Source organism: Flavobacteriaceae bacterium HL-DH10 (assembly GCA_031826515.1).
Lineage (GTDB): Bacteria > Bacteroidota > Bacteroidia > Flavobacteriales > Flavobacteriaceae > Thalassobellus > Thalassobellus suaedae.
The window spans coordinates 337,956-361,165 of the sequence record CP134536.1 but is presented as its reverse complement, the minus strand read 5'-3'; the positions used below and the strand labels follow the sequence as shown (position 1 = coordinate 361,165).

The 23,210-nt window shown below is 31.2% G+C and carries 19 protein-coding genes; 12 read left to right on the top strand and 7 right to left on the bottom strand.

Annotated elements, in window-relative coordinates; translation table 11 throughout:
• Positions 1-275: 275 nt before the first annotated feature.
• The 7 genes from RHP49_01490 to RHP49_01460 all read left to right on the top strand — a co-directional run bounded on the left by RHP49_01490 (position 276) and on the right by RHP49_01460 (position 10,516).
• Entirely contained in the window at positions 276-2,462 is a 2,187-nt protein-coding gene (locus RHP49_01490; GenBank protein ID WNH12939.1) for a glutamine synthetase III, read from the top strand.
• A gap of 82 nt (positions 2,463-2,544) precedes the next feature.
• Entirely contained in the window at positions 2,545-3,723 is a 1,179-nt protein-coding gene (locus tag RHP49_01485) for an AIR synthase-related protein (protein WNH12938.1), read from the top strand.
• A gap of 72 nt (positions 3,724-3,795) precedes the next feature.
• Positions 3,796-4,758 carry a DUF3078 domain-containing protein gene (locus tag RHP49_01480; GenBank protein WNH12937.1) on the top strand — a complete coding sequence of 321 codons (963 nt, stop codon included), beginning with the start codon at positions 3,796-3,798 and terminating at the stop codon, positions 4,756-4,758.
• A gap of 183 nt (positions 4,759-4,941) precedes the next feature.
• Positions 4,942-7,491, top strand: a complete 2,550-nt coding sequence (locus tag RHP49_01475; GenBank protein WNH12936.1) for an adenosylcobalamin-dependent ribonucleoside-diphosphate reductase — start codon at positions 4,942-4,944, stop codon at positions 7,489-7,491.
• 203 nt (positions 7,492-7,694) lie between these two features.
• Positions 7,695-8,771, top strand: a complete 1,077-nt coding sequence (gene prfA / locus RHP49_01470; protein WNH12935.1) for a peptide chain release factor 1 — start codon at positions 7,695-7,697, stop codon at positions 8,769-8,771.
• Between the two features lie 89 nt (positions 8,772-8,860).
• Complete coding sequence (pyrF, locus tag RHP49_01465) at positions 8,861-9,676, top strand: orotidine-5'-phosphate decarboxylase (protein WNH12934.1); 816 nt, start codon at positions 8,861-8,863, stop codon at positions 9,674-9,676.
• Between the two features lie 30 nt (positions 9,677-9,706).
• A complete protein-coding gene (locus RHP49_01460; GenBank protein WNH12933.1) occupies positions 9,707-10,516 on the top strand; it encodes a helical backbone metal receptor in 810 nt (269 codons plus the stop codon).
• 179 nt (positions 10,517-10,695) lie between these two features.
• Here RHP49_01460 and RHP49_01455 read toward each other — a convergent pair whose 3' ends face one another.
• The 3 genes from RHP49_01455 to purU all read right to left on the bottom strand — a co-directional run bounded on the left by RHP49_01455 (position 10,696) and on the right by purU (position 12,706).
• Positions 10,696-10,893 (bottom strand): Lacal_2735 family protein, encoded by a 198-nt coding sequence (locus RHP49_01455; GenBank protein ID WNH12932.1) that lies wholly within the window; start codon positions 10,891-10,893, stop codon positions 10,696-10,698.
• A gap of 106 nt (positions 10,894-10,999) precedes the next feature.
• On the bottom strand, positions 11,000-11,707 hold the full coding sequence (locus RHP49_01450; GenBank protein WNH12931.1) for a DUF4197 domain-containing protein: 708 nt from the start codon (positions 11,705-11,707) through the stop codon (positions 11,000-11,002).
• A gap of 144 nt (positions 11,708-11,851) precedes the next feature.
• A complete protein-coding gene (gene purU / locus RHP49_01445; protein ID WNH12930.1) occupies positions 11,852-12,706 on the bottom strand; it encodes a formyltetrahydrofolate deformylase in 855 nt (284 codons plus the stop codon).
• Positions 12,707-12,853: 147 nt separating this feature from the next.
• Between purU and RHP49_01440 the strand changes: the two genes are divergently transcribed.
• The gene (locus RHP49_01440) at positions 12,854-16,354 is read left to right on the top strand and encodes a methylmalonyl-CoA mutase family protein (GenBank protein WNH12929.1); all 3,501 of its coding nucleotides are present in this window, start codon (positions 12,854-12,856) and stop codon (positions 16,352-16,354) included.
• A 125-nt stretch (positions 16,355-16,479) separates the two neighbouring features.
• On the top strand, positions 16,480-17,058 hold the full coding sequence (locus RHP49_01435; protein ID WNH12928.1) for a Crp/Fnr family transcriptional regulator: 579 nt from the start codon (positions 16,480-16,482) through the stop codon (positions 17,056-17,058).
• A gap of 183 nt (positions 17,059-17,241) precedes the next feature.
• On the opposite strand, the gene RHP49_01430 is transcribed toward RHP49_01435, so the two are convergent.
• On the bottom strand, positions 17,242-17,637 hold the full coding sequence (locus RHP49_01430) for a hypothetical protein (GenBank protein WNH12927.1): 396 nt from the start codon (positions 17,635-17,637) through the stop codon (positions 17,242-17,244).
• 123 nt (positions 17,638-17,760) lie between these two features.
• On the opposite strand from RHP49_01430, the gene RHP49_01425 reads away from it, so the two are divergent.
• The gene (locus RHP49_01425; GenBank protein WNH12926.1) at positions 17,761-18,204 is read left to right on the top strand and encodes an Lrp/AsnC family transcriptional regulator; all 444 of its coding nucleotides are present in this window, start codon (positions 17,761-17,763) and stop codon (positions 18,202-18,204) included.
• 148 nt (positions 18,205-18,352) lie between these two features.
• On the opposite strand, the gene RHP49_01420 is transcribed toward RHP49_01425, so the two are convergent.
• Positions 18,353-19,597: an MFS transporter gene (locus RHP49_01420; GenBank protein ID WNH12925.1), complete on the bottom strand. Its 1,245-nt coding sequence runs from the start codon at positions 19,595-19,597 to the stop codon at positions 18,353-18,355.
• Positions 19,598-19,961: 364 nt separating this feature from the next.
• Here RHP49_01420 and RHP49_01415 point away from each other — a divergent pair, with 364 nt between their 5' ends.
• Positions 19,962-20,564: a DUF1684 domain-containing protein gene (locus tag RHP49_01415; protein WNH12924.1), complete on the top strand. Its 603-nt coding sequence runs from the start codon at positions 19,962-19,964 to the stop codon at positions 20,562-20,564.
• 90 nt (positions 20,565-20,654) lie between these two features.
• Entirely contained in the window at positions 20,655-20,834 is a 180-nt protein-coding gene (locus tag RHP49_01410; protein ID WNH12923.1) for a hypothetical protein, read from the top strand.
• 179 nt (positions 20,835-21,013) lie between these two features.
• On the opposite strand, the gene RHP49_01405 is transcribed toward RHP49_01410, so the two are convergent.
• Both RHP49_01405 and RHP49_01400 read right to left on the bottom strand, forming a co-directional pair.
• Entirely contained in the window at positions 21,014-21,895 is an 882-nt protein-coding gene (locus tag RHP49_01405) for a hypothetical protein (protein ID WNH12922.1), read from the bottom strand.
• 149 nt (positions 21,896-22,044) lie between these two features.
• Positions 22,045-23,076 carry an SRPBCC family protein gene (locus tag RHP49_01400; GenBank protein WNH12921.1) on the bottom strand — a complete coding sequence of 344 codons (1,032 nt, stop codon included), beginning with the start codon at positions 23,074-23,076 and terminating at the stop codon, positions 22,045-22,047.
• Positions 23,077-23,210 lie beyond the last annotated feature (134 nt).

Sequence of the window (23,210 nt, the reverse complement as noted above, 5' to 3'; positions counted from 1 at the left end):
ATATTTTATGAATAAGATACTAAATGTTAATTAGACAAATATATTATTATTATATAGATACTTTAAATTTATGGGGGGCTTTTAGTAAAAAGCATTGTTATTTTTATTTATACCCTATTATTTTAAGGTTTATTTTAAAAAAAGAGTATTATTTTATATAAATACTGAAATATTGTTAACAATAAAGTTTAATGTTTTTAGTTGTATTTTGATTTAGGTACTTATTTTTGTAAAAGGATATAAGAAAATTAAACAAGCCTTAATCAATAAGAGATATGTCGAAATTAAGATTCCATGCGATAAAAGAGTCGTTAGCCATTAAGCCAGTTCAAGTAGAAGAAAATGTGCGTCGTTCCGAAATATTTGGTAAAAATGTATTCAATGAAAATACCATGCGTCAGTATTTAACAAAAGATGCTTTTAATGGAGTCATGAGTGCTGTTAGTCATGGTAAAAAAATAGATAGAAGTATAGCCGATCAAGTTTCTTCTTCAATGAAAGACTGGGCATTGTCAAAAGGCGTGACGCATTATACACATTGGTTTCAACCATTAACCGGAACAACAGCCGAAAAGCATGATGCTTTTTTTGAAACTATTGAGGGTGGTATGGCTATTGAACGATTTGGAGGCGACCAATTAGTACAGCAAGAACCAGATGCATCTAGTTTTCCTAGTGGCGGTATACGAAATACTTTTGAAGCTAGAGGTTATACGGCTTGGGATCCTACGTCTCCAGCATTTATTTATGGAACAACATTGTGCATTCCTACTATATTTATAGCTTATACAGGCGAAGCATTAGATTATAAAACGCCATTGCTTAGAGCGCTACATGCTGTAGATAATGCAGCAACAGCGGTGTGTCGATATTTTGATAAAAACGTAAAAAAGGTAACCTCTTCATTAGGTTGGGAGCAAGAATACTTTTTAGTAGATAAAATGTTGGCAGCTAGCCGTCCAGATATTATTTTAACAGGAAGAACGTTACTTGGGCATTCATCGGCAAAAGGACAGCAATTAGATGATCATTATTTTGGAGCTATTCCAACGCGAGCATTTAATTTTATGCGCGAATTAGAAACGGAATGTATGCTTTTAGGAATTCCTGTAAAGACTAGACATAATGAAGTTGCTCCTAATCAGTTTGAATTAGCACCTATATTTGAAGAAGCAAATTTAGCTGTAGATCATAATTCTTTATTGATGGATATTATGGGACGTGTCGCTTCACGTCATAATTTTAAAGTGCTATTTCATGAAAAACCATTTGCAGGTATGAATGGTTCTGGTAAGCATAATAATTGGTCCTTGTCCACAGATACAGGTGTCAATTTATTAGCACCAGGAAAAACGCCTATGAGTAATTTGCAGTTTCTTACCTTTTTTATAAATACTATAAAAGCAGTTAGAGAAAACGAAGAACTCTTACGTGCGGCAATTGCATCAGCAAGTAACGATCACAGATTAGGGGCTAATGAAGCTCCTCCAGCAATTATTTCGGTATTTATAGGCGAACAGTTAACAAAGGTTTTAGAGGAGTTAGAAGGTGTGACCAAAGGAAAATTATCACCACAAGAAAAAACAGAATTAAAATTAAACGTGGTTGGTAAAATACCAGATGTTTTATTAGATAATACGGATAGAAACAGAACATCGCCTTTCGCTTTTACAGGAAATAAATTTGAATTTAGAGCTGTGGGGTCTATTGCTAATTGCGGTAACCCAATGACAGTTTTAAATACTATTGTGGCCAAACAATTAAAAGATTTCAAGGTTGAGGTCGATGCTTTAATAGATAAAAAGGATTTAAAGAAAGATGAAGCTGTTTTTAATGTATTAAGAGAATATATAAAATCTTCTAGAGATATTTTATTTGAAGGTAATGGTTATGGTGAAGCTTGGGAGTTAGAAGCTAAAAAACGAGGTTTAAGCAATAATAAAACAACACCAGAAGCTTTAAAAGCAAAAATTTCTGAAAAATCTATTGCATTATTTGAAGACATGCAAGTTATGAGTAAAATTGAATCGGAAGCTCGTTATGAAATAGAAATGGAGGCTTACTGTATGCATATTCAAATAGAAGGTAGGGTGTTAGGAGATATAGCTAGAAACCATATTGTACCTACGGCTGTTAAATATCAAAATATTTTGATCGAAAATGTAAAAGGCTTAAAAGAAATATTTGAAGAGAAATTTAGAAGTGTTTCAAAAGAGCAGATTAATTTAATAGAAGAAATCTCTAGTCATATAGAAGGTATTAATTCGAATGTTACTAAAATGATTAATGCCCGTAGAAAAGCAAATGCTATTGACGATATTGAGAAAAAAGCCATGTCTTATTGTAATAAAGTGAAGCCTTTGTTTGACGATATTCGTTACCATTGCGATAAGTTAGAACTGCTTGTTGATGATGATATTTGGCCATTAACAAAGTATAGAGAATTGTTGTTTACAAGATAGTGTTTATAAATTTTGAAATCCTGCTTTAAAAAAGCAGGATTTTTTCATTCAAAAAGGTAAATTTGCACCAGAATATAACATTATGAGTCAAGAAGTTTCAAAACGTTACGCGCAACGCGGTGTTTCAGCATCAAAAGAAGATGTGCACAATGCTATTAAAAATATAGATAAAGGAGTGTTTCCTAAAGCATTTTGTAAAATAGTTCCAGATTATTTAACAAATGATGAAGATTATTGCTTAATCATGCATGCCGATGGCGCAGGGACAAAATCGTCTTTAGCATATATGTATTGGAAAGAAACTGGCGATATTTCAGTTTGGAAAGGCATCGCGCAAGATGCTTTAATCATGAATATTGACGATTTATTATGTGTTGGTGCAACCGATAATATCATGTTGTCTTCAACTATAGGAAGAAATAAAAACGTAATTCCAGGTGAAGTGCTTTCAGCAATTATAAATGGAACCGAAGAATTACTTGAAGATTTAAAATCGTTTGGTGTAACCATTCATTCTACAGGTGGCGAAACTGCCGATGTGGGTGATTTAGTTAGAACTATAATTGTGGATTCTACCGTAACAGCACGTATGAAACGAACAGACGTTATAGATAATGCTAATATTAAAGCAGGTGATGTAATTGTTGGTTTAGAATCTTTTGGACAGGCAACTTATGAAAAAGAGTATAACGGAGGAATGGGGTCAAATGGATTAACATCTGCACGTCACGATGTGTTTCATAAGTATTTAGCAGAAAAATATCCGGAAAGTTTTGATGCTTCAGTACCAGATGAGTTGGTGTATTCAGGAGCAATGAAATTAACAGATAAAGTTGGAAATTCGCCAATTGATGCTGGTAAATTAGTATTGTCGCCAACACGAACCTATGCCCCAATTATAAAGAAGATTTTATCAGAATTTAATAGCGATACGGTTCATGGTATGGTACATTGTTCTGGTGGTGCTCAAACAAAAATACTTCATTTTGTGGATGAGTTTCATATTGTAAAAGATAATATGTTCCCAATTCCGCCTTTGTTTAAATTAATACAAGAGCAAAGTAAAACCGATTGGAAAGAAATGTATCAAGTTTTTAATTGCGGACATAGAATGGAGTTATATGTAACGCCTGAAATAGCCGAGGATATTATTGCAATATCTAAATCTTTTAATGTTGATGCTAAAATAATTGGTCGTGTTGAAGCTTCAAAAACAAAAAAGCTTACAATAAAAAGTGAGTTTGGGGAGTTTAGCTATTAAGATTTTATTTATTTCGTTAAAACGGAATAGTTTTTGATAAACATTTTAGCTTAAAAATATCACAACCTAACCATGAAAAACATTCTTTTAATCCTCGTTTGTTTATTTTTTCAATTTATTAGTGCGCAACCAGATTCATTATTCATAAAAAAACCAAAAGCTGAAAAATATGAAGGCCCTCAATGGATGCAAAAAAACAAAGCAACATTTGATTTAAGTGAAGTTGCTTTTGCTAACTGGAATTCTGGGGGAACTAATTCTATTTCTGGACTTGTAGGATTTCTAACTGAGGCTGATTATACAGATAAATTCTTTTCATGGAAAAATAATGCGGTTATTAGATTTGGTATTAATAAACAAGAAAGCAAAAAATTAAGAAAGACTGATGACTTATTTGAGATTAATTCAAATATTGGTTACAGACCTAATGGCACCTCAAACTGGTTTTATTCAGCGAGACTTAATTTTAGAACTCAAATGACTAATGGGTATAAGTATCCAGATACCGATAATCCAATTTCTAGATTTTTAGCTCCGGGATATTTGTTTTTTGGTGGGGGTATGGAATATGGAAAAGATATTGATGAATTATCTTTTTATTTTTCACCAGTAACACTAAAAGAAACCTTTGTTTTGGATGAAGATTTAGCCAATGCTGGGTCGTTTGGTGTAGAACCTGCTGTTTATGATGATGAAGGGAATATTATTAGAGAAGGCGAACGTACAAGGAAAGAAGTTGGTATTTTAATGACTAATAGCTATGAAATGGAAGTTGCTGAAAATGTAAACCTGAAGCATAAAGTGAGTCTTTATACCGATTATATAAATAATTTTGGTAATCTAGATTTAGATTGGAGTATCGATTTCGATTTTAAAGTGAATAGTTTTATTAGAGCAACTTTAGGGTCGCATATTCGATATGATGACGATGTGAAAACAACAAAACCATCAGAGATAGAAGGAGAATTGGATGAAGCTGGAGCAAAAGTACAGTGGAAACAGTTTTTAGGTGTTGGTTTTGCTGTAGATTTTTAAAAGTAATTCTTTTTTTTAATTTTAAAAATTTGTTAACTTTTTTATGTTAATAAGATTTTATGCTTCTGTTTTTTAGTACTTTACGTTTTTTATCTGTAAACTTTATGACTTTTATCATGTTTTAAGTTTGTCTGGTTTTGTTATTTTATGGTTATAATTTTTAACCTAAAATATATACAACCAATGAGTACAGATGTTTCCAAACAACCTCCCAAAACTTTTACACAAGATGAAGCTTTTAATGCCTCATTAGAATATTTCAAGAACGACGATCTAGCTGCTCGCGTATGGCTAAATAAGTATGCTTTAAAAGATTCTCAAGGAAATATTTATGAGCAAACCCCAAACGATATGCATCACCGTATTGCTAAAGAATTGGCAAGAGTTGAGCAAAAATATTCAAATCCCCTATCTGAAAAACAAATTTTTAATCTTATTAAAGATTTTAAATATATAGTGCCACAAGGAAGTCCTATGGCAGGTATTGGTAATCCGTATCAAATTGCATCACTTTCAAATTGTTTTGTTATAGGTAATTCTGGAGATTCAGATTCTTATGGTGGCATTATGAAAATAGATCAAGAACAAGTACAATTAATGAAACGTCGTGGTGGTGTTGGTCATGATTTATCACATATTCGCCCAAAAGGCTCTGCGGTTAAAAATTCAGCTTTAACATCTACTGGTATTGTGCCTTTTATGGAACGTTATTCTAACTCTACAAGAGAAGTCGCACAAGATGGAAGGCGAGGCGCATTAATGCTTTCGGTATCTGTAAATCATCCAGATTCAGAAGATTTTATTAATGCCAAATTAGAGCAAGGAAAAGTTACGGGAGCGAATATATCTGTAAAAATAGATGATGGCTTTATGAAAGCGGTAAAAAATAACAGCAATTATGTTCAAAAATATCCTGTTTTTAGTGATAACCCAAAGGTTTCAAAAACCATAGTAGCTAATGATTTATGGAAAAAAATTGTACACAATGCCTGGAAATCGGCCGAACCAGGTATGCTGTTCTGGGATACTATTATTAATGAGTCTGTACCAGATTGTTATGCCGATTTAGGTTATAAAACAGTGTCTACAAACCCTTGTGGTGAAATACCATTGTGCCCTTATGATTCTTGTAGATTGTTGGCAATCAACTTATTTTCATATGTCGATAAACCTTTTACAAAAAAGGCAAGTTTTAATTTTGAGCTTTTCAAAAAACATATTGCAGCTGCACAGCGCATTATGGATGATATTATTGATTTAGAATTAGAAAAGATAGATAATATTTTACAAAAAATTGATGCCGATCCCGAGTTAGATGATGTTAAAGCATTAGAGCGTAATTTATGGATTAATATAAAAAGAAAAGCAGAACAAGGACGTAGAACAGGTATTGGTATAACAGCTGAAGGCGATATGTTAGCAGCCTTAGGTATTCAATATGGTAGTGAAGCTGGTAATGCATTTTCATTGGAAGTACATAAAACTATTGCTATAGAAGCTTATAGAGGTTCTGTACATTTAGCAAAAGAACGTGGTGCATTTGAAATTTTTGATGCAGAACGCGAAAAAAATAATCCGTTTATAAATCGATTAAAAGAGGCTGATAATAAACTCTATTATGAAATGTTAGAATATGGTAGACGTAATATTGCTTTATTAACCATTGCACCTACAGGAACAACCAGCTTAATGACACAAACAACCTCAGGAATTGAGCCTGTGTTTTTGCCTGTTTATAAAAGACGAAGAAAGGTGAATCCGAATGATAAAGATGCTCAAATTGATTTTGTTGATGAGGTAGGTGACTCTTGGGAAGAATATGTTGTATTTCATCACAAATTCAAACAATGGATGGAAGTAAATGGTATTGATACGTCTAAAAAATTCAAGCAAGACGAGTTAGATACTTTAATTAAAAAGTCGCCTTATTATAAAGCAACATCTAACGATGTCGATTGGTTAAGTAAAGTAAGTATGCAAGGTGCTATTCAAAAATGGGTAGATCATTCCATAAGCGTTACTATTAATTTACCAAATGATGTAACCGAGGAATTGGTAGGGCAATTATATTTAAAAGCTTGGGAAGTTGGTTGTAAAGGTGTCACTGTTTACAGAGACGGGTCACGATCTGGAGTTTTAATAGCGAATGATGAGAAAGAGGATAGTCAAGAATTATTAACAGCATTTCCTATAAAACGTCCAGAAGTTTTAGAAGCGGATGTAGTTCGTTTTCAGAATAATAAAGAAAAATGGATTGCTTTTATTGGTTTGATTGATGATAAACCTTATGAGATTTTTACAGGGCTAACGGATGATGAAGTCGGTATTTTAATTCCGCGTTGGGTAAATAAAGGTGTTATTATAAAAAGTAGAGAAGAGAATGGTAATTCGCGTTACGATTTTCAGTATAAAAACAAAAGAGGTTATAAAACAACTATTGAAGGCTTATCTTATAAATTTAATCCTGAGTTTTGGAATTATGCGAAACTAATATCGAGTACCTTACGTCATGGTATGCCTATTGATAAAATTGTCGATTTAATAAATAGCTTACAATTAGATAGCGAATCTATTAACACATGGAAAAATGGAGTAGGACGAGCTTTAAAGCATTATGTAGCCGACGGAACGCATGCTAAAGGTCAGGTGTGTGATAGTTGTAAATCTGAGAATTTAATTTATCAAGAGGGCTGCCTTACTTGTAAAGATTGTGGTTCTTCTAAATGTGGTTAATAGCAATATCACTTAGTGAAAAGGGAAGCCATTGGCTTCCTTTTTTTTGTTTTAATTAAAAAAAACAAGCAGAATACTTCTTTAAGGATAGCTAGAGTTTGGTTAGTTTTAAGAAATTCTTTATTATTCAATTATTACAGTGTGTTATAGATGTTGAGAATTCATAAATTATCGTATTTTTGGTGTCCAATTAAAAAAGGCAGATGTTAGAGAAATTACAAATAATAAAGCAACGTTTTGATGAGGTTAGTGATTTAATTATTCAACCAGATATTATTAGCGATCAAAAACGATATGTTCAGTTAAATAAAGAATATAAAGACTTGCGAATTCTTATGGATAAGCGAGAAGAGTATTTAGAATTTACCAATAATTTAGCCGAAGCTGAAGAAATAATTTCAGATGGTAGTGATGCCGAAATGGTTGAAATGGCTAAAATGCAATATGATGAAGCTAAAGCTGGAATTCCAAAACTTGAAGAAGAAATAAAAGTATTATTAATACCAAAAGATCCTGAAGATTCTAAGAATGCTGTGGTTGAACTTCGTGCTGGAACAGGTGGAGATGAAGCAAGTATTTTTGCAGGCGATTTGTTTAGAATGTACTCTAAATATTGTGAAAGTAGAGGCTGGAAAGTTGATACAGTCGATTTTAGTGAAGGAACCAATGGTGGTTTTAAAGAAATTCAGTTTGAAGTAACAGGCGAAGATGTTTATGGAACATTAAAATTTGAAGCTGGTGTACACCGTGTACAACGTGTACCTCAAACCGAAACACAAGGGCGTGTGCATACCAGTGCTGCAACAGTTATGGTTTTCCCTGAAGCTGAAGAGTTTGATGTTGAAATTAATCCAAAAGATGTTCGAATAGATTTTTTCTGTTCTTCTGGCCCTGGAGGACAATCGGTAAATACAACCTATTCAGCAGTGCGTTTAACACACGTACCAACTGGTTTGGTAGCACAATGTCAAGATCAAAAATCGCAACATAAGAATAAAGAAAAAGCCTTTAAGGTATTGCGTTCGCGTTTATACGAAATGGAGTTGGCTAAGAAGAATGAAGAAGATGCAGCCAAACGTGGTAGCATGGTGAGTTCTGGAGATAGAAGTGCTAAAATTAGAACGTATAATTATTCGCAAGGGCGTGTTACCGATCATAGAATAGGATTAACCCTTTACGATTTAAGTAATATTGTAAATGGTGATATTCAAAAAATATTAGATGAATTGCAATTAGCAGAAAATACTGAGAAGTTAAAAGCTAATGATGATGTGATTTAATAGTCATTCCTGCCAAGACAGGAATCTCTTAAATTGAGTTATATTAGAAATAAATTCCTGCCTGCTCAGGAATGACAAAACATACTATAGTGACGACAAACCAGCTTGTTCAAGAAATCAACAAAAAGAAATCTTTTTTATGTATTGGATTAGATGTTGATTTAAATAAAATTCCACAACATCTTTTAAAAGAAGAAGACCCTATTTTTGCTTTTAATAAAGCCATTATTGATGCTACACATTATTTGTGTGTGGCTTATAAACCTAATACTGCATTTTATGAAGCTTATGGTTTAAAAGGTTGGAAGGCTTTAGAAAAGACTATTAATTATTTAAACGAAAAGTATCCAGAAATATTTACTATTGCTGATGCAAAACGTGGTGATATAGGGAATACAAGTACTATGTATGCGAAGGCTTTTTTTGAAGATTTAGCGTTTGATTCTGTTACTGTGGCTCCTTATATGGGAAAAGATTCAGTAGAACCTTTTTTAGCTTTTGAAGATAAGCATACTATTATGTTGGCGTTAACATCTAATGCAGGTGCTTTCGATTTTCAAACAAAAACTGTTGAAGGAAAAGAACTTTATAAACAGGTTTTAGAAACATCAAAAACATGGGAAAACTCAGAAAACTTAATGTATGTAGTTGGAGCTACAAAAGCTGAGTATTTTGCAGACATACGTCAAATTATTCCAGATAGTTTTTTATTAGTGCCAGGCGTAGGAGCGCAAGGAGGTAATTTACAAGATGTTTGTAAATATGGCATGAATGATAGCGTAGGTTTACTTATTAATTCTTCACGCGGTATAATTTACGCTTCTAGTCAAGAGGATTTTGCGCAAGCTGCTGCAAATAAAGCTGAAGAACTTCAAAAAGAAATGGCGCTAATTTTAAATCAATAATAGTCATTGCTCGTAGTTCGAGATAATTAAATGAAAATAGAAGATCAACTCAATAGAACTATTCATTTAAAAGAAATTCCTAAACGCATTATATCTTTAGTGCCAAGTCAAACAGAATTACTTTGCGATTTAGGTTTAAAATCAGCCTTGGTTGGTGTTACTAAGTTTTGTGTGCATCCGCATAATATAAAAAAAGAGGTTACAGTTGTAGGCGGAACAAAACAAATCGATTTAAAAAAGATTAAATCATTATCTCCAGATATTATTCTTTGTAATAAAGAAGAAAACACCAAAGAGATTGTAGAGGCTTGTGAACTGATATGTCATGTGCATGTGTCTGATATTTTTACAATAGAAGATAGTTTGGAATTAATAAAACAATACGGAGATATTTTTGATAGACATAAAGAGGCAGGAGAAATAATAGCTAGAATTAATGAAGAAGTTGCTGACTTCAAAGTTTTTATTAAAGACCAACCAACATTAAAAACGGCTTATTTTATTTGGAAAAAGCCTTATATGGTAGCAGGAAGTAACACCTTTATAAATTATTTACTCAGGCTTAATAAGTTTGAAAATGTTTATGAAGTGAGCGAACGTTACCCAGAAGTTAATCTTGATAAGAAGCATGTTAACAAAACGTTACAAGTTGTTCTTTTGTCTAGTGAGCCTTTTCCGTTTAAAGAAAAGCATAAAAAAATATTTCAAGAAAATTATCCTACCGCAAAAATTGTTTTAGCTGATGGAGAAATGTTTTCTTGGTATGGCTCTCGGTTATTAAAAGCCTTTAGGTATTTTAAGCAGTTGCGTTTAAATCTTCACAATGATCAACTTTACTAGCGTCTTCAACAAAGTTTGCAATAATATTTTCAAATTCTTTTAGGCTAATTAATTTTTTTACGTTTGGTTTAATTTTTCCAACTCTACAAAAGTGTGTATTCATGACTTCTTTTTTTATAAAGTACGAGCTTTTTTGAGCTTTGGATGTAAGGCAAAAGTTAAAGAAATGATAAAAAATCTTAAACTGCTATTTGTTGTTGCTCTCGGTAAAGGTATTTTAACCTATTAAGTTTATTAAGAAGTTTTATGGCTTTGTATTCTGAGATGTCACTTAGAGCAGAATCTGTTTGACGAAAATTATAAGCTTGCTCAACGAGTTCTTTATAACGTGCGTTAAGCTTATCTTGATTCTTTTTTATAATGTCGTTCTTATTCATTATAATCTGAATGATAGGTATTTAAATATACGATATTTATTCAGAAATAAAAAAAAACCGATAATTTTTTAATTATCGGATTAATTTTAACAGTATTTTTTAGTTTTTAATCTTGTAAAGCAAAAACTTTCTTTAATAAATTAGTTGTTCTAGAAGAAACTTTAGTCCTAATATCTTTTTCTTCAACAGCAATCATCGTGTATACGCCTTTTAAAGCTTCACCGGTTACATAGTCGGTTAAATCTGGGTTTACATTATTTGTAAAAGGAATGGCATTGTATTTATTTATTAGGTTGTTCCAGATTTGATCTGCTCCAACTTTATCAAAAGAATTTTTAATAACGGGGTTGAATTTATCGTAAAGTGCCGTTTGGGTTTTAGATATTAGGTATTGAGTAGCTGCATCATCATTACCTAGTAAAATGCTTTTAGCATCAGCAAATGTAATCCCTTTTACCGCATCAATAAATATAGGTGTTGCTTCTTTAACAGCATCTTCTGCAGCTCTATTTAGTACTTTTAATCCTTCATCGGCTAATTTGCTTAAGCCAATATCTCTTAGGGCTTTGTCTACTTTTTGTAATTCTTCTGGTAATAAAATTTTGACTAAATCATTCTTAAAAAAACCATCGGTTTGAGTAAGCTTGCTTACTTGTTTATCTATTCCTAGGTCTAAGGCTTGTCTTAATCCTGAAGCAATATCAGCATTACCAATTGTTCCTGTACCTTGTGGTAATTGATTAACCACTTGTTGAAGTTCTGCACAGGCAGTTAGATTGAAAATTAAAAGAATTACTAAAAGTTTACGAATCATGATTTTGGGTTTAAAATTTGAGTAAATATAATATTTTAGCCTATATAGCTAATAAAATGTATAGTTATTAGACGCTATAAAAATTGATAAGTCACTATTTTATAAATGAAAATTTAAATTTTTTAAAGAATCAATAATTGATGTTTATGAAAAAATAACTGTCTTATTATTATAAACCATCACTTTTCTATTCGCATGAAGTTTAATAGCATTAGCAAGTACAATTTTTTCTAAGTCACGTCCTTTAGCAATTAAAGCATCAATGGTATAGGTGTGTGATACGTGTGCAACATCTTGCTCGATAATAGGACCGGCATCTAATTCTTCAGTAACATAATGACTTGTAGCTCCTATAATTTTCACACCTCTTTTATAAGCCGAATGATATGGTTTTGCTCCTACAAATGCAGGTAAAAAGGAGTGGTGTATATTAATGATTTTATTAGGATATTTATTTATTAGTTTGCCTGATACTATTTGCATATAACGTGCTAAAACAATAAAATCTATGTTATGAGATTCTAATAATTGGAGTTGTTTTTCTTCTGCTTCAGTTTTTGTATTTTTTGTAACAGGAATATGGTGAAAAGGAATTTTAAAATTATCGGCAATTGGTTTTAAATCGACATGATTACTAACAATAAACGGAATTTCTAAGTTGAGTTCTCCAGAGTTATAACGTCCTAATAAATCGTATAAACAATGGTCGTATTTAGAAACAAATAGCGCCATTTTTGGTTTCTTTTTAGAAGAATAAATACGCCATTTCATTTTAAATTTGTCTGCTAATACTTCTTTGAAAGTTGTTTTAAAATCTTCTGTTGAAAAACTTGTTTCTATAAATTCACTTTCTAGACGCATGAAGAAAATATTTTGTTCTCTATCAACATGCTGATCTAAGTATATGATGTTGCCTTGTTTTTCTGCAATAAAATTAGTTACAGATGCAACAATGCCAGGTAAATCGTTACAGTGAATTAATATGGTAATTTTGTTCATTACTTTTAAGTCAAATTAGAGGTTAAAAATACTTTAAAAATTAACAGAAAACAGATTGCAATAATGAATTTAGATAATCTCTTGAAAATAGTTGGATTTTTTGAATATTCCGTAAATTAGCAACGATAAAAATAAGTTTCTTTAAGAATGATACAAGTAACACCATATAAGCCAATTAATAAAGTACGTATTGTAACTGCAGCATCCCTTTTTGATGGACACGATGCGTCGATAAATATTATGCGTCGAATTATTCAAGCTACAGGAGTAGAGGTCATTCATTTAGGGCATGATAGAAGTGTTGAAGAAGTTGTAAATACAGCAATTCAAGAAGATGTGAACGCTATTTGTTTAACATCTTACCAAGGTGGGCATATGGAGTATTTTAAATACATGTATGATTTATTACAGGAAAAAGGCGCTGGACACATCAAGATTTTTGGTGGTGGTGGTGGTGTTATTTTGCCTTCTGAAATTAAAGAATTGATGAATTATGGCATTACTCGTATTTATTCGCCAGACGATGGACGAGAAATGGGGCTTCAAGGGATGATTAATGATTTAGTAAAAAAAGCCGAAAGCGCTTCCTTAACCCTTCCCAAAGAGAAAGAAACTCAAACTTTAGAAGTATGTAACAAAGATGCTTCCTGGTTGTTAGAATTAGGAAATGATAGAGTTTTAGAAAATCTTAAAAATAAAAATGTAAATACAATTGCACGATTAATTTCTTTAGCAGAAAATAATAACGAAGCTTTCTCAAACATTTTTTCACCTTTGGGGAAATTAATAGGGGCTTGTCCTGTTTTAGGAATTACAGGTACAGGTGGTGCTGGTAAGTCGAGTTTAGTTGATGAGCTAGTACGTCGTTTCTTAATCGATTTTCCAGAAAAAACAGTTGGAATAGTTTCTGTAGATCCTTCTAAACGTAAAACTGGTGGAGCGCTTTTGGGTGATCGTATTCGTATGAATGCTATTAATAATTCTCGGGTTTATATGCGTAGTTTGGCAACCCGACAATCTAATTTAGCGTTATCAAAACATGTTAATGAAGCAGTTGAAGTTTTGAAAGCAGCCGAATATGATTTAATTATTTTAGAAACTTCAGGTATTGGTCAGTCAGATACCGAAATTATTGAACATAGTGATGTGTCGCTTTATGTAATGACTCCAGAATTTGGGGCAGCTACACAGTTAGAAAAGATTGATATGCTTGATTTTGCCGATTTAGTAGCTATTAACAAATTCGATAAACGGGGGTCACTGGATGCATTGCGAGATGTAAAGAAACAATATATGCGTAACAATAATCTTTGGGACACACCACAGGATGATTTGCCTGTTTTCGGAACAATAGCATCACAATTTAACGACCCAGGAATGAATACGCTCTATAAAGCTGTTATGAATAAGTTGGTTGAAAAAACGGAAGCTGATTTAAAATCAACATTCCATATTTCAGATGAAATGAGTGAGAAAATATTTGTCATTCCACCATCAAGAACACGCTACTTGTCTGAAATAGCAGAAAGTAATCGAGCATACGATACTAAAGTTACTGAGCAAGTTGAAGTGGCTCAAAAACTATATGGGATTTATAAAACTATTTGTTCAGTTCTTAATGTCGCATCGAGCGCAGTCGAGAGGTCTTTTTTAGATAAATATGGATTAAATAATGATGAAATTTTCAAACAAGTTCAGGATAATAATCAAGATTTTGTCAAATTACTTATTTCAGAATTTGACCGCGTTAAGCTAAATTTTGATCCTTATAATTGGGAGATAACTACAGGTTGGGAAGGTAAAGTAAACAAATACAAAAACCCTGTTTATACATTTAAAGTCCGCGATAAAGAAATAAAAATAGAAACACATACCGAATCGTTATCGCATACTCAAATACCTAAAGTCGCTTTGCCAAAATATCAAGCATGGGGCGATATTTTAAAATGGTGCTTACAAGAAAACGTGCCAGGAGAATTTCCATATACATCTGGTTTATATCCATTTAAGAGAACGGGAGAAGATCCGGCAAGAATGTTTGCAGGAGAAGGTGGGCCTGAACGAACCAACAAACGATTTCACTATGTAAGTGCAGGGTTGCCTGCAAAACGATTATCTACAGCTTTTGATAGTGTCACTTTATATGGAAGCGATCCCGATTTACGACCAGATATTTATGGTAAAATAGGAAATGCGGGGGTTTCTATATGTTGTTTAGATGATGCTAAAAAATTATATTCTGGATTTAATTTAGCCGATGAAATGACCTCGGTGAGTATGACTATTAATGGACCAGCACCTATGTTGTTAGCCTTTTTTATGAATGCAGCCATCGACCAGCAATGTGAAATTTACATAAAAGAACAAGGTTTAGAAAAAGAAATAGAAGCAAAAATTACTGAAATTTATAAAGGGAATGAGCGCCCTAAATACCATGGCGAATTACCAGAAAGTAATAATGGTTTAGGATTAATGCTTCTTGGTGTAACGGGCGATCAAGTTTTACCTAAAGCTGTTTACGAAGCCATTAAAATTAAAACAATTACGCAAGTTCGAGGAACTGTTCAAGCCGATATTTTAAAAGAAGACCAAGCTCAAAATACCTGTATTTTTTCTACGGAATTTGCATTGCGTTTAATGGGTGATGTTCAAGAATATTTCATTGAAAATAATGTACGTAATTTTTATTCGGTATCTATTTCAGGATATCATATTGCTGAGGCAGGCGCAAATCCTATTACGCAATTAGCATTAACATTATCTAATGGATTTACCTATGTTGAATATTATTTAAGTCGAGGTATGGATATTAATAAGTTTGGTCCAAACTTGTCTTTTTTCTTTTCAAACGGTATCGATCCAGAATATGCTGTTATTGGTCGTGTAGCTCGAAAAATTTGGGCAAAAGCCATGAAACATAAATATGGTGCAAATGCCAGAGCTCAAATGCTAAAATATCATATTCAAACTTCTGGACGTAGTTTGCATGCTCAAGAAATTGATTTTAATGATATTAGAACAACCCTTCAAGCGTTATATGCAATTTACGATAACTGTAATTCATTACACACCAATGCGTATGATGAGGCTATTACAACACCAACAGAAGAAAGTGTACGTCGAGCTATGGCGATTCAACTTATAATAAATAAAGAGTTAGGTTTAGCCAAAAATGAAAACCCAATACAAGGTTCATTTATCATTGAAGAGTTAACCGATTTGGTAGAAGAAGCAGTGCTTTTAGAATTTGATAGAATTACGGAACGGGGAGGTGTTTTAGGGGCCATGGAAACGATGTATCAGCGTTCTAAAATACAAGAAGAGAGTTTATATTATGAAACTTTAAAACATAATGGTAAATTTCCAATAATAGGTGTAAATACGTTTTTAAGTAGTAAGGGATCTCCAACAGTAATTCCAGTGGAAATTATTAGAGCAACTGAAAACGAGAAACAATTTCAAATTAAAACCTTAGAAAATCTTCATAAAGCAAATGATACAGATGCCTTGTTAAAGGAACTTCAGCGAAGTGCTATTCACAACGAAAATATTTTTGAAGCGTTGATGGAGGTTTGTAAAGTATGTTCTTTAGGAGATATTACAACGGCATTGTTTGAAGTAGGAGGGCAGTATCGTAGAAATATGTAATAGCAATTTTTATATATGATAGTGTTTTAAGTCTCAGAATCTTACTTTTTTAAGAAATGTATAGAATATATTAATTTATTTAATTACATAAATTATATATTTGATTGTTTTCAAAAAGATAATTTATGCCTGCAACTAAATACAACAATATTTTTAGTATTGTTTTGCTTAACTCTATTTATCCATTATCTAAATCTCTTAATAAGTTTTTTTCCAATGTTTTGGTATATAAGCAATATAAAAAAGGCGATTATATTGTTAGAAGTGGTGAGGTTTGTGATAGGCTTTTTGTAATTAGAAAAGGATTGGTGCGTGGTTATTTTAACTATAATGAAAAAGAAATTACTACTTGGGTTAGTGTAGATAATGAATTTGTAACTTCTATATCGGGTTATTTTAAGAATGAACCAGCATTAGAAAATATACAATGTTTAGAAGATACCTATACAGAAAGTTTAAGTTATGAGCATATGCATTTTGCTTTAGAAAACTTTAAAGAGATGGGGTATTTAAATAGAATTTTAATGGAACAATATTATATTCATGCAGAGTATCGTGCTTTTATGGCTAGAATTCCATCAGCAAAAGATAGATATGAGTATTTTATTAATATTACTAACCCTGAAATTGTTAAGCGTTTACCCAAAAAGTATTTAGCTTCGTTACTTAATATGCGCCCAGAGACACTTTCAAGAATAATATAAAGTTTTCACTTTTTTAAGGATTTAAGTTAGAATTGACATATGTCAATTCTAACTTAAACTTTTTGTATATGACATTTTTATTACAAATATATTTGTTTAATATTATTAAGGGTTTTAATGATATTATATTGCTATTATTAACAAAAAAAAACACATCTGCTAAGATGTGTTTTTTGATTATGATTATAAGGTTAGCATCCAACTCCGTTGTAATTGCTTAAACTTTTTTAATTCACTTCGTAGAATAGGTAAAAAATCTTTACCGTTACTATTTGAACGCTCTAATCGATATGAATTTTTATAGAGCATATTTGTAAGTCGTTTTAGAGAAGCAATATGTTTGTGTTTTCTATCTGAGAAACGTTCTAATTCTGCATTTTCAATTTCTGGGGCTAAGGATACAGATTGTTGAACAATATCTCCTGAAAAATATATATTAGTATCTTCTGTGCCATCTTCTTTTAGCTCACATAAATCATGATTTAAGTACAAGGAAATGTTTTGTGATAACACAAAAATTTCTTGAGCTTTTCTATAAATCGGTAATTCCGATAGGTTTAGTGGGGTATTAGACAGCATTTCTTTTTATTCTTAGCATTTTAATCAAAATTACTCACTAGAATCCATATTCGTCTTTAGATTTTAAAGTAAATTTGTATATTTACTTTAGTTTTTAATTTTTTATAGTTAAATTTCTTTTAAATGAATTTAGACACACTTAATTGGAAGATTTTAAGGTGTTTGCAGCAAAATGCAAGACAATCTAACGCCGAAATTGGACGTCAAGTAGGAATTAGTTCTCCTGCTGTTTCAGAACGCATAAAAAAGATGGAAGATGCTGGTGTTATATTAGGTTATAAAACCGTTGTTTCTCCATTAGATATGGGATATCAATTAAAAGCAATTATTACATTACGTGCCTTTATTGGAAAATTAAAGCCCTTTTTAGATAAAGTAAAAACGTATGACGAAGTTTTAAATTGTTATAGAATAACTGGAAATGAAAACATTGTTATGGAAGTGGTTTTAAGAGATCAAAAGCATTTAGAGTCGTTTATAGATCAACTTATTATTTATGGCGAAACTAAAACACAAATTGTATTATCTCATGTAATTCGTTATAAAGAATTAAAACCTTCAAAATAATTTTATTTTTTAAGTAGAAAAGTAACGTCTCATTAAGGATATTCAAATCTTACGAATCTTGGAATGGCATCTACAATGAGTTGCAATCCCAAGATTTTGTAAAATTTAGTTACTTTTCAATATTTAAAGAAGGAATAGTTATTTGATATTAAATCCATAAAATTTCTTTTTCTCCGTCTATTTGTTTCTTTTTCTTTTTAGAATTCAAATAAAGTTTTAAAATAAACAATAAGAATACACAAAGTGCAGCTAGTAAAGTTATGATGTACCAGGTACTATCAAAACCAAATTTATCTGTCATCTGCATACCTGCATTGTGCCCAAAAATATGAGCTACAGAAAATGCTATGGAATATAGTGCCATATATTCGCCTTGATTCCCCTTTTTAGCACGATCCATTGCAAAAGCATTTGAAAATGGAAAAGCAATCATTTCACCAAAAGTCATTAATAGCATGCCAATAATTAAAACGCCAACCCAATTTGTTAAGTTTAAAATAATAAAACTTAAACCTGTAAGAATCGCACCAAAAAGCATTAAACCAGATTTTGTAAAAGTGGTGTTTTCAAGCCATTTTATTAAAGGCATTTCTAATACAAAAATGATAAAACCATTCATGCCTAAAAGAATACCTATGTCTAATTCGGATAAATGGTGAACATCTTTATAGTAGAGTGGCATGGTTGAGAAATATTGCAAGAATACTACCCCAAAAAGCATCATGGCAAATAAAAATATTATAAAGGCTTTATCATGATACGCCGATTTCGGATTTTTATTTATAACCTCATCTAAGGTTTTTGTTTTTTTAGGATTTAAAACATTAATTAAAACTAAGGTTGCTAAAATACAAGTAATACCGTCTACCCAAAACAACCCACCATAGCTAAGTGTTGTAATAATTATGCCACCAATGGCAGGACCTGCAGAAAAACCAAGGTTTATAGCAAGCCTAATTAATGTTACAGAGCGTGTTTTGTTTTCAGGTTTACTGTAAGCACTTAATGCCACAAACATTGCCGGTCTAAACATATCTGCTACCAGCATTACCAAAAAGATACCTAGGCAAAATGATGCAAAAGTTGTTAAAAATTGCAAACCAATAAATAGTAAACCAGTAGTAACTAAGCTAAAAACCATAACTTTATAATAGCCAATTTTATCGGTTAGTCTACCACCTAGCCATGAGCCAATGACAGAACCTACACCAAAAGCACTCATAATCCAGCCAACATCACTTAATGTAAAGTGTAAGCTTTTTGTTAGGTAAAGTGATAAAAAAGGAATTACCATCGTACCAGCTCTGTTAATAAGGGTTATTAATGCTAGCCACCAAACTTCTTTAGAAAGTCCGCTAAAAGTGTTAACGTAGTTGTTGAATAAAGTTTTCATTAGTTCTGATTGTTCAAGTTTGTATTTTCAATTTTTATGGTTGTAAGTTGTTAATGGACCAAAAAAAAGTCCGACTGTGAAGTCGGACTTTTTAAATACTGTAATATTATGTAAACATATCACCACAATAAATAACAAGCCCGATTTCTATTTCTAGAAAAGGTTAATTGTTTTTTACAAATTGTGACGTTATGACGCATTTTTATTTTTTTATTAGAGTACAAACTTATATAAAATAATTGGAAGTTGTATTTTTGAAATGAAAATATTTTAAAAGTGAAACACCCGTTGTTATCTATTTAGTATCATTTATAACTGATTATATGGGTGTTACATGTGGTAATTGGTAAACTTAGGTATAAACATGAAACATTTATTAATACTATTATTTTTGGTTACAACGTTAAGTTGCGCACAAGATAAGAAACCCTTAAAAGGGGAAACCGAGTTTCAAAAAGAGCTAAATGCCGAATATAAAGATGCCACCACATCGCCTTTAAAAGATAAAGATAGAAAGGTTTTTGATGGTTTAGAATTTTTTAAATTCGATTCTACTTATGTTGTTAAGGCTAAATTAGAGCGCACACCCAATTCTAAATGGTTTAATATGAGAACAACTACTAGTCGCGTTTCAAAAGAACGTGTTTATGGTGTTTTGTCATTTGAATTACAAGGGAAACAATTTAATTTGAATATATATCAAGGTAAAGATTTAATGCAAAAAGAAGGTTATGAAGATTACTTGTTTCTTCCTTTTTTAGATGAAACCAACGGATTAGAAAGTTATGGTGGCGGACGTTATCTGGATGCCAGAATTCCTATAGGCGATAGCATAATAATCGATTTTAATAAAGCATATAATCCGTATTGTGCTTATAACGATAAATATTCTTGCCCAATTGTGCCTCGTAAAAATTATTTAAAAACTAGAGTAGAGGCAGGTGTAAAGGCTTTTGGGAAGCATTAGGTAATCACATTTCTTCTTAAAGCATGATGTATGTTAGCTTTTAAACAAAAAATAAAAAATAAATTTGTTTTAGTTTAAAAAGAGGATATTATGAGTATAACTAGAGCATGCATCGTTTGTGAAAAAACGTCATTTGAAACAGCAGTAACCAAATTTTATCATAAGGAAAGCGAATTTTATATCTGTTCGCAACATATTCCTATTTTAATTCATAAACCTGAAGAATTGATAGGTTTATTGGATGGAGCAGATGAATTACTAGGGGCATAAAATATTGTTTGTTTAACGGTTTTGGTAACGATTAGTGAGGTGTGGATACCGTCAAGATTATAGAACACGTGAGAAGTTAAAGCTTTTTTTTCTTTTGGTTTCACAAAGCTAAATTAACAAGATTTTGTGACTTAGTGAATATATTTACTTTTGAGTAAGCAATATAACCCTTTTTAACTTTAGCTTTTGATACAGGATATTTCTTTCTCTAAAAGAACAACTATTGAACCTGCAAGTATTTCCTTTTCACTGAACTTATTATAATCAGAATGAATTCTTAATTTTTTATATTTTTTATATTTTTCAGAATTAAATTCAGCTGTATCATATTCTATGTAGCTTACTGTAAACCCTGTTTTGTTAAAAATATCAAGATATTCAGGGAGTCTAAGTCTATTATGATAATCAAATTTAGTTTGGATTTTATTCCAATCATTATCAGAATATTGAAGAAAATCATAAATAGATAAAGAATTATCCGAGTAAGCTCTATGATCAGAAGGAGATATTAAGTGAATTATCTTTATATCATCTCTGGATTCTGAATAGAATTTTTTATGCATTTCTAATATGTCATTAGGAGTGACATGTTCAAGTACAAAACGAGAATAAATTAGGTTGAAATTATTTCCAATATTAGTATTAATGATATTAGTTCTTGGGTAATAATCGATAAAATCAGGTAATTTTATATTTAAACATTTATGAGTTTTAAATTTTAAATTTTTAAAATATTGACATGTTAATTTAACCCTTTTATTACTATAATGTTTATTAATATCATAAGTTGAAATTTTTGAAATTTTTAATTCTAATTTAAATAAAAAAGGCATAATAGGGAGCCAGCCAGATCCAATCTCAATTATATTTTTATTTTTAATCTCAATATTTTTTTTTGTTAAAATAGATTTAATTTTTTCTATGCTATTTTTATTTGAAATAATATTTAATTCTATTGATTTAAATGATTTTTTCTGTAAAAAATGATAAATAAGATAGCCCAATTTATCTGGGAGTTTATTAATCGCTTTTAAAATTAATGTTTTTCTTTGATGTTTCATGTAATGTTTTAAAACCACTTGATTCGAAATCGTTTTAATATTTTATATCTAATGTTAAACGAATTTAGTTGAAATTTCAAGTAAAAAAAGCTATTACGCTACCAAACCAACCTCCTAAAAAAATGAGTAAGAGTTGTTTCATTAAAAATTTAATCTTTCAGCGGAATATAAATTTCAGTTATCCAATTTGCTGGATTAGGTACGTTTTCAGGATTGTTAGTATAAATTTCAAAAGGTTTTAAATCAGATTGAATTAAATTGTTTTGAGAGATATGGTTCATTGTTGTTTTCCATGCTTCAGGAAGGTTGGAGTAATTTCCTTTTAAAGTAGCTTTAAGTACTTTTGTTTTAGGAGTGTATCCACATAATATATCATTGTTTTCAGTAAAGTTAGTAAAATCAATTTTATTCATTACTGGTATGGCGTTACTCATAATTACATTTCCGTTTTCAGGATTAATTTCATTGTAAATAGTAAAAGGATTTCCATTTGCAACAATATTATTCTTAGCCATATAACTTAAAATATCTGCATATTGTTTTGTCATAATTTTACTAATATTTGATGCTGCAACAGACGTTGATTTATATATGAAAAATCCACCACCATATTCTGTAATTCCATCTATTTTAATGCTATAGACTTTCATACTATTAATAATAACACGGTCTAGTTTTTCTAAACCACGTTCAAAATCAGAACCAACGTGTTCTTCCATACTACCAAAAAAAGCAGTATACGCTTTAAAACCAAATGGTAAATTTTCACTGCTTATATTCCAAGTAACAGTAGTTGTGCCATCGGTATTGGGAGTGAAATTCCAAGCTATTTCAGAAGCAGGGAATTCTGCAAACTGCATGTTTTGTTTTATCGATTTGTTGGCAGTAATTTCAGTAGTTTTTATAGAGCCAGTTCCTTCTTTATTTGTCCAGCTATAGGTGCCATTTACACCTTTGGTTTGCTCGCTTAGTGTAATAATGGTAGTGGGGTCTTTTTCAATCCAAGGAGACCAAGATCCCCAGTTTTTTAAATCAACCACATTATTATAAATAACAGAAACAGGCGCTTTTATAGTACGGGTTCTTGTTACTATAAATGAGTTTGGTTGTACAGCAATATATATAGATGTACCAATAATAGCTATGAGTAATAGGAATAAGATATACTTAAAAGCTTTCATTTATTTTATTTTTCGTGAATTGTAATCTAATCAAAGATAATGATTTTTAAAGTTGATTATTAGGTAATTACATTGAGTTAAATTAAGTGTAATAATATTTAACAAAAACCGTTAATTTTTGTAAAAATAACAAT

What these genes read in the sequence shown, in the direction of transcription:
- prfA (WNH12935.1), top strand. Translation starts at nt 7,695, where the DNA reads ATGTTAGAGAAATTACAAATAATAAAGCAACGTTTTGATGAGGTTAGT.
- RHP49_01405 (WNH12922.1), bottom strand. Translation starts at nt 21,895, where the DNA reads ATGAAACATCAAAGAAAAACATTAATTTTAAAAGCGATTAATAAACTC.
- RHP49_01485 (WNH12938.1), top strand. Translation starts at nt 2,545, where the DNA reads ATGAGTCAAGAAGTTTCAAAACGTTACGCGCAACGCGGTGTTTCAGCA.
- RHP49_01440 (WNH12929.1), top strand. Translation starts at nt 12,854, where the DNA reads ATGATACAAGTAACACCATATAAGCCAATTAATAAAGTACGTATTGTA.
- RHP49_01450 (WNH12931.1), bottom strand. Translation starts at nt 11,707, where the DNA reads ATGATTCGTAAACTTTTAGTAATTCTTTTAATTTTCAATCTAACTGCC.
- RHP49_01420 (WNH12925.1), bottom strand. Translation starts at nt 19,597, where the DNA reads ATGAAAACTTTATTCAACAACTACGTTAACACTTTTAGCGGACTTTCT.
- RHP49_01490 (WNH12939.1), top strand. Translation starts at nt 276, where the DNA reads ATGTCGAAATTAAGATTCCATGCGATAAAAGAGTCGTTAGCCATTAAG.
- RHP49_01430 (WNH12927.1), bottom strand. Translation starts at nt 17,637, where the DNA reads ATGCTGTCTAATACCCCACTAAACCTATCGGAATTACCGATTTATAGA.
- purU (WNH12930.1), bottom strand. Translation starts at nt 12,706, where the DNA reads ATGAACAAAATTACCATATTAATTCACTGTAACGATTTACCTGGCATT.
- RHP49_01410 (WNH12923.1), top strand. Translation starts at nt 20,655, where the DNA reads ATGAGTATAACTAGAGCATGCATCGTTTGTGAAAAAACGTCATTTGAA.
- RHP49_01460 (WNH12933.1), top strand. Translation starts at nt 9,707, where the DNA reads ATGAAAATAGAAGATCAACTCAATAGAACTATTCATTTAAAAGAAATT.
- RHP49_01480 (WNH12937.1), top strand. Translation starts at nt 3,796, where the DNA reads ATGAAAAACATTCTTTTAATCCTCGTTTGTTTATTTTTTCAATTTATT.
- RHP49_01455 (WNH12932.1), bottom strand. Translation starts at nt 10,893, where the DNA reads ATGAATAAGAACGACATTATAAAAAAGAATCAAGATAAGCTTAACGCA.
- RHP49_01415 (WNH12924.1), top strand. Translation starts at nt 19,962, where the DNA reads ATGAAACATTTATTAATACTATTATTTTTGGTTACAACGTTAAGTTGC.
- RHP49_01425 (WNH12926.1), top strand. Translation starts at nt 17,761, where the DNA reads ATGAATTTAGACACACTTAATTGGAAGATTTTAAGGTGTTTGCAGCAA.
- RHP49_01400 (WNH12921.1), bottom strand. Translation starts at nt 23,076, where the DNA reads ATGAAAGCTTTTAAGTATATCTTATTCCTATTACTCATAGCTATTATT.
- RHP49_01435 (WNH12928.1), top strand. Translation starts at nt 16,480, where the DNA reads ATGCCTGCAACTAAATACAACAATATTTTTAGTATTGTTTTGCTTAAC.
- RHP49_01475 (WNH12936.1), top strand. Translation starts at nt 4,942, where the DNA reads ATGAGTACAGATGTTTCCAAACAACCTCCCAAAACTTTTACACAAGAT.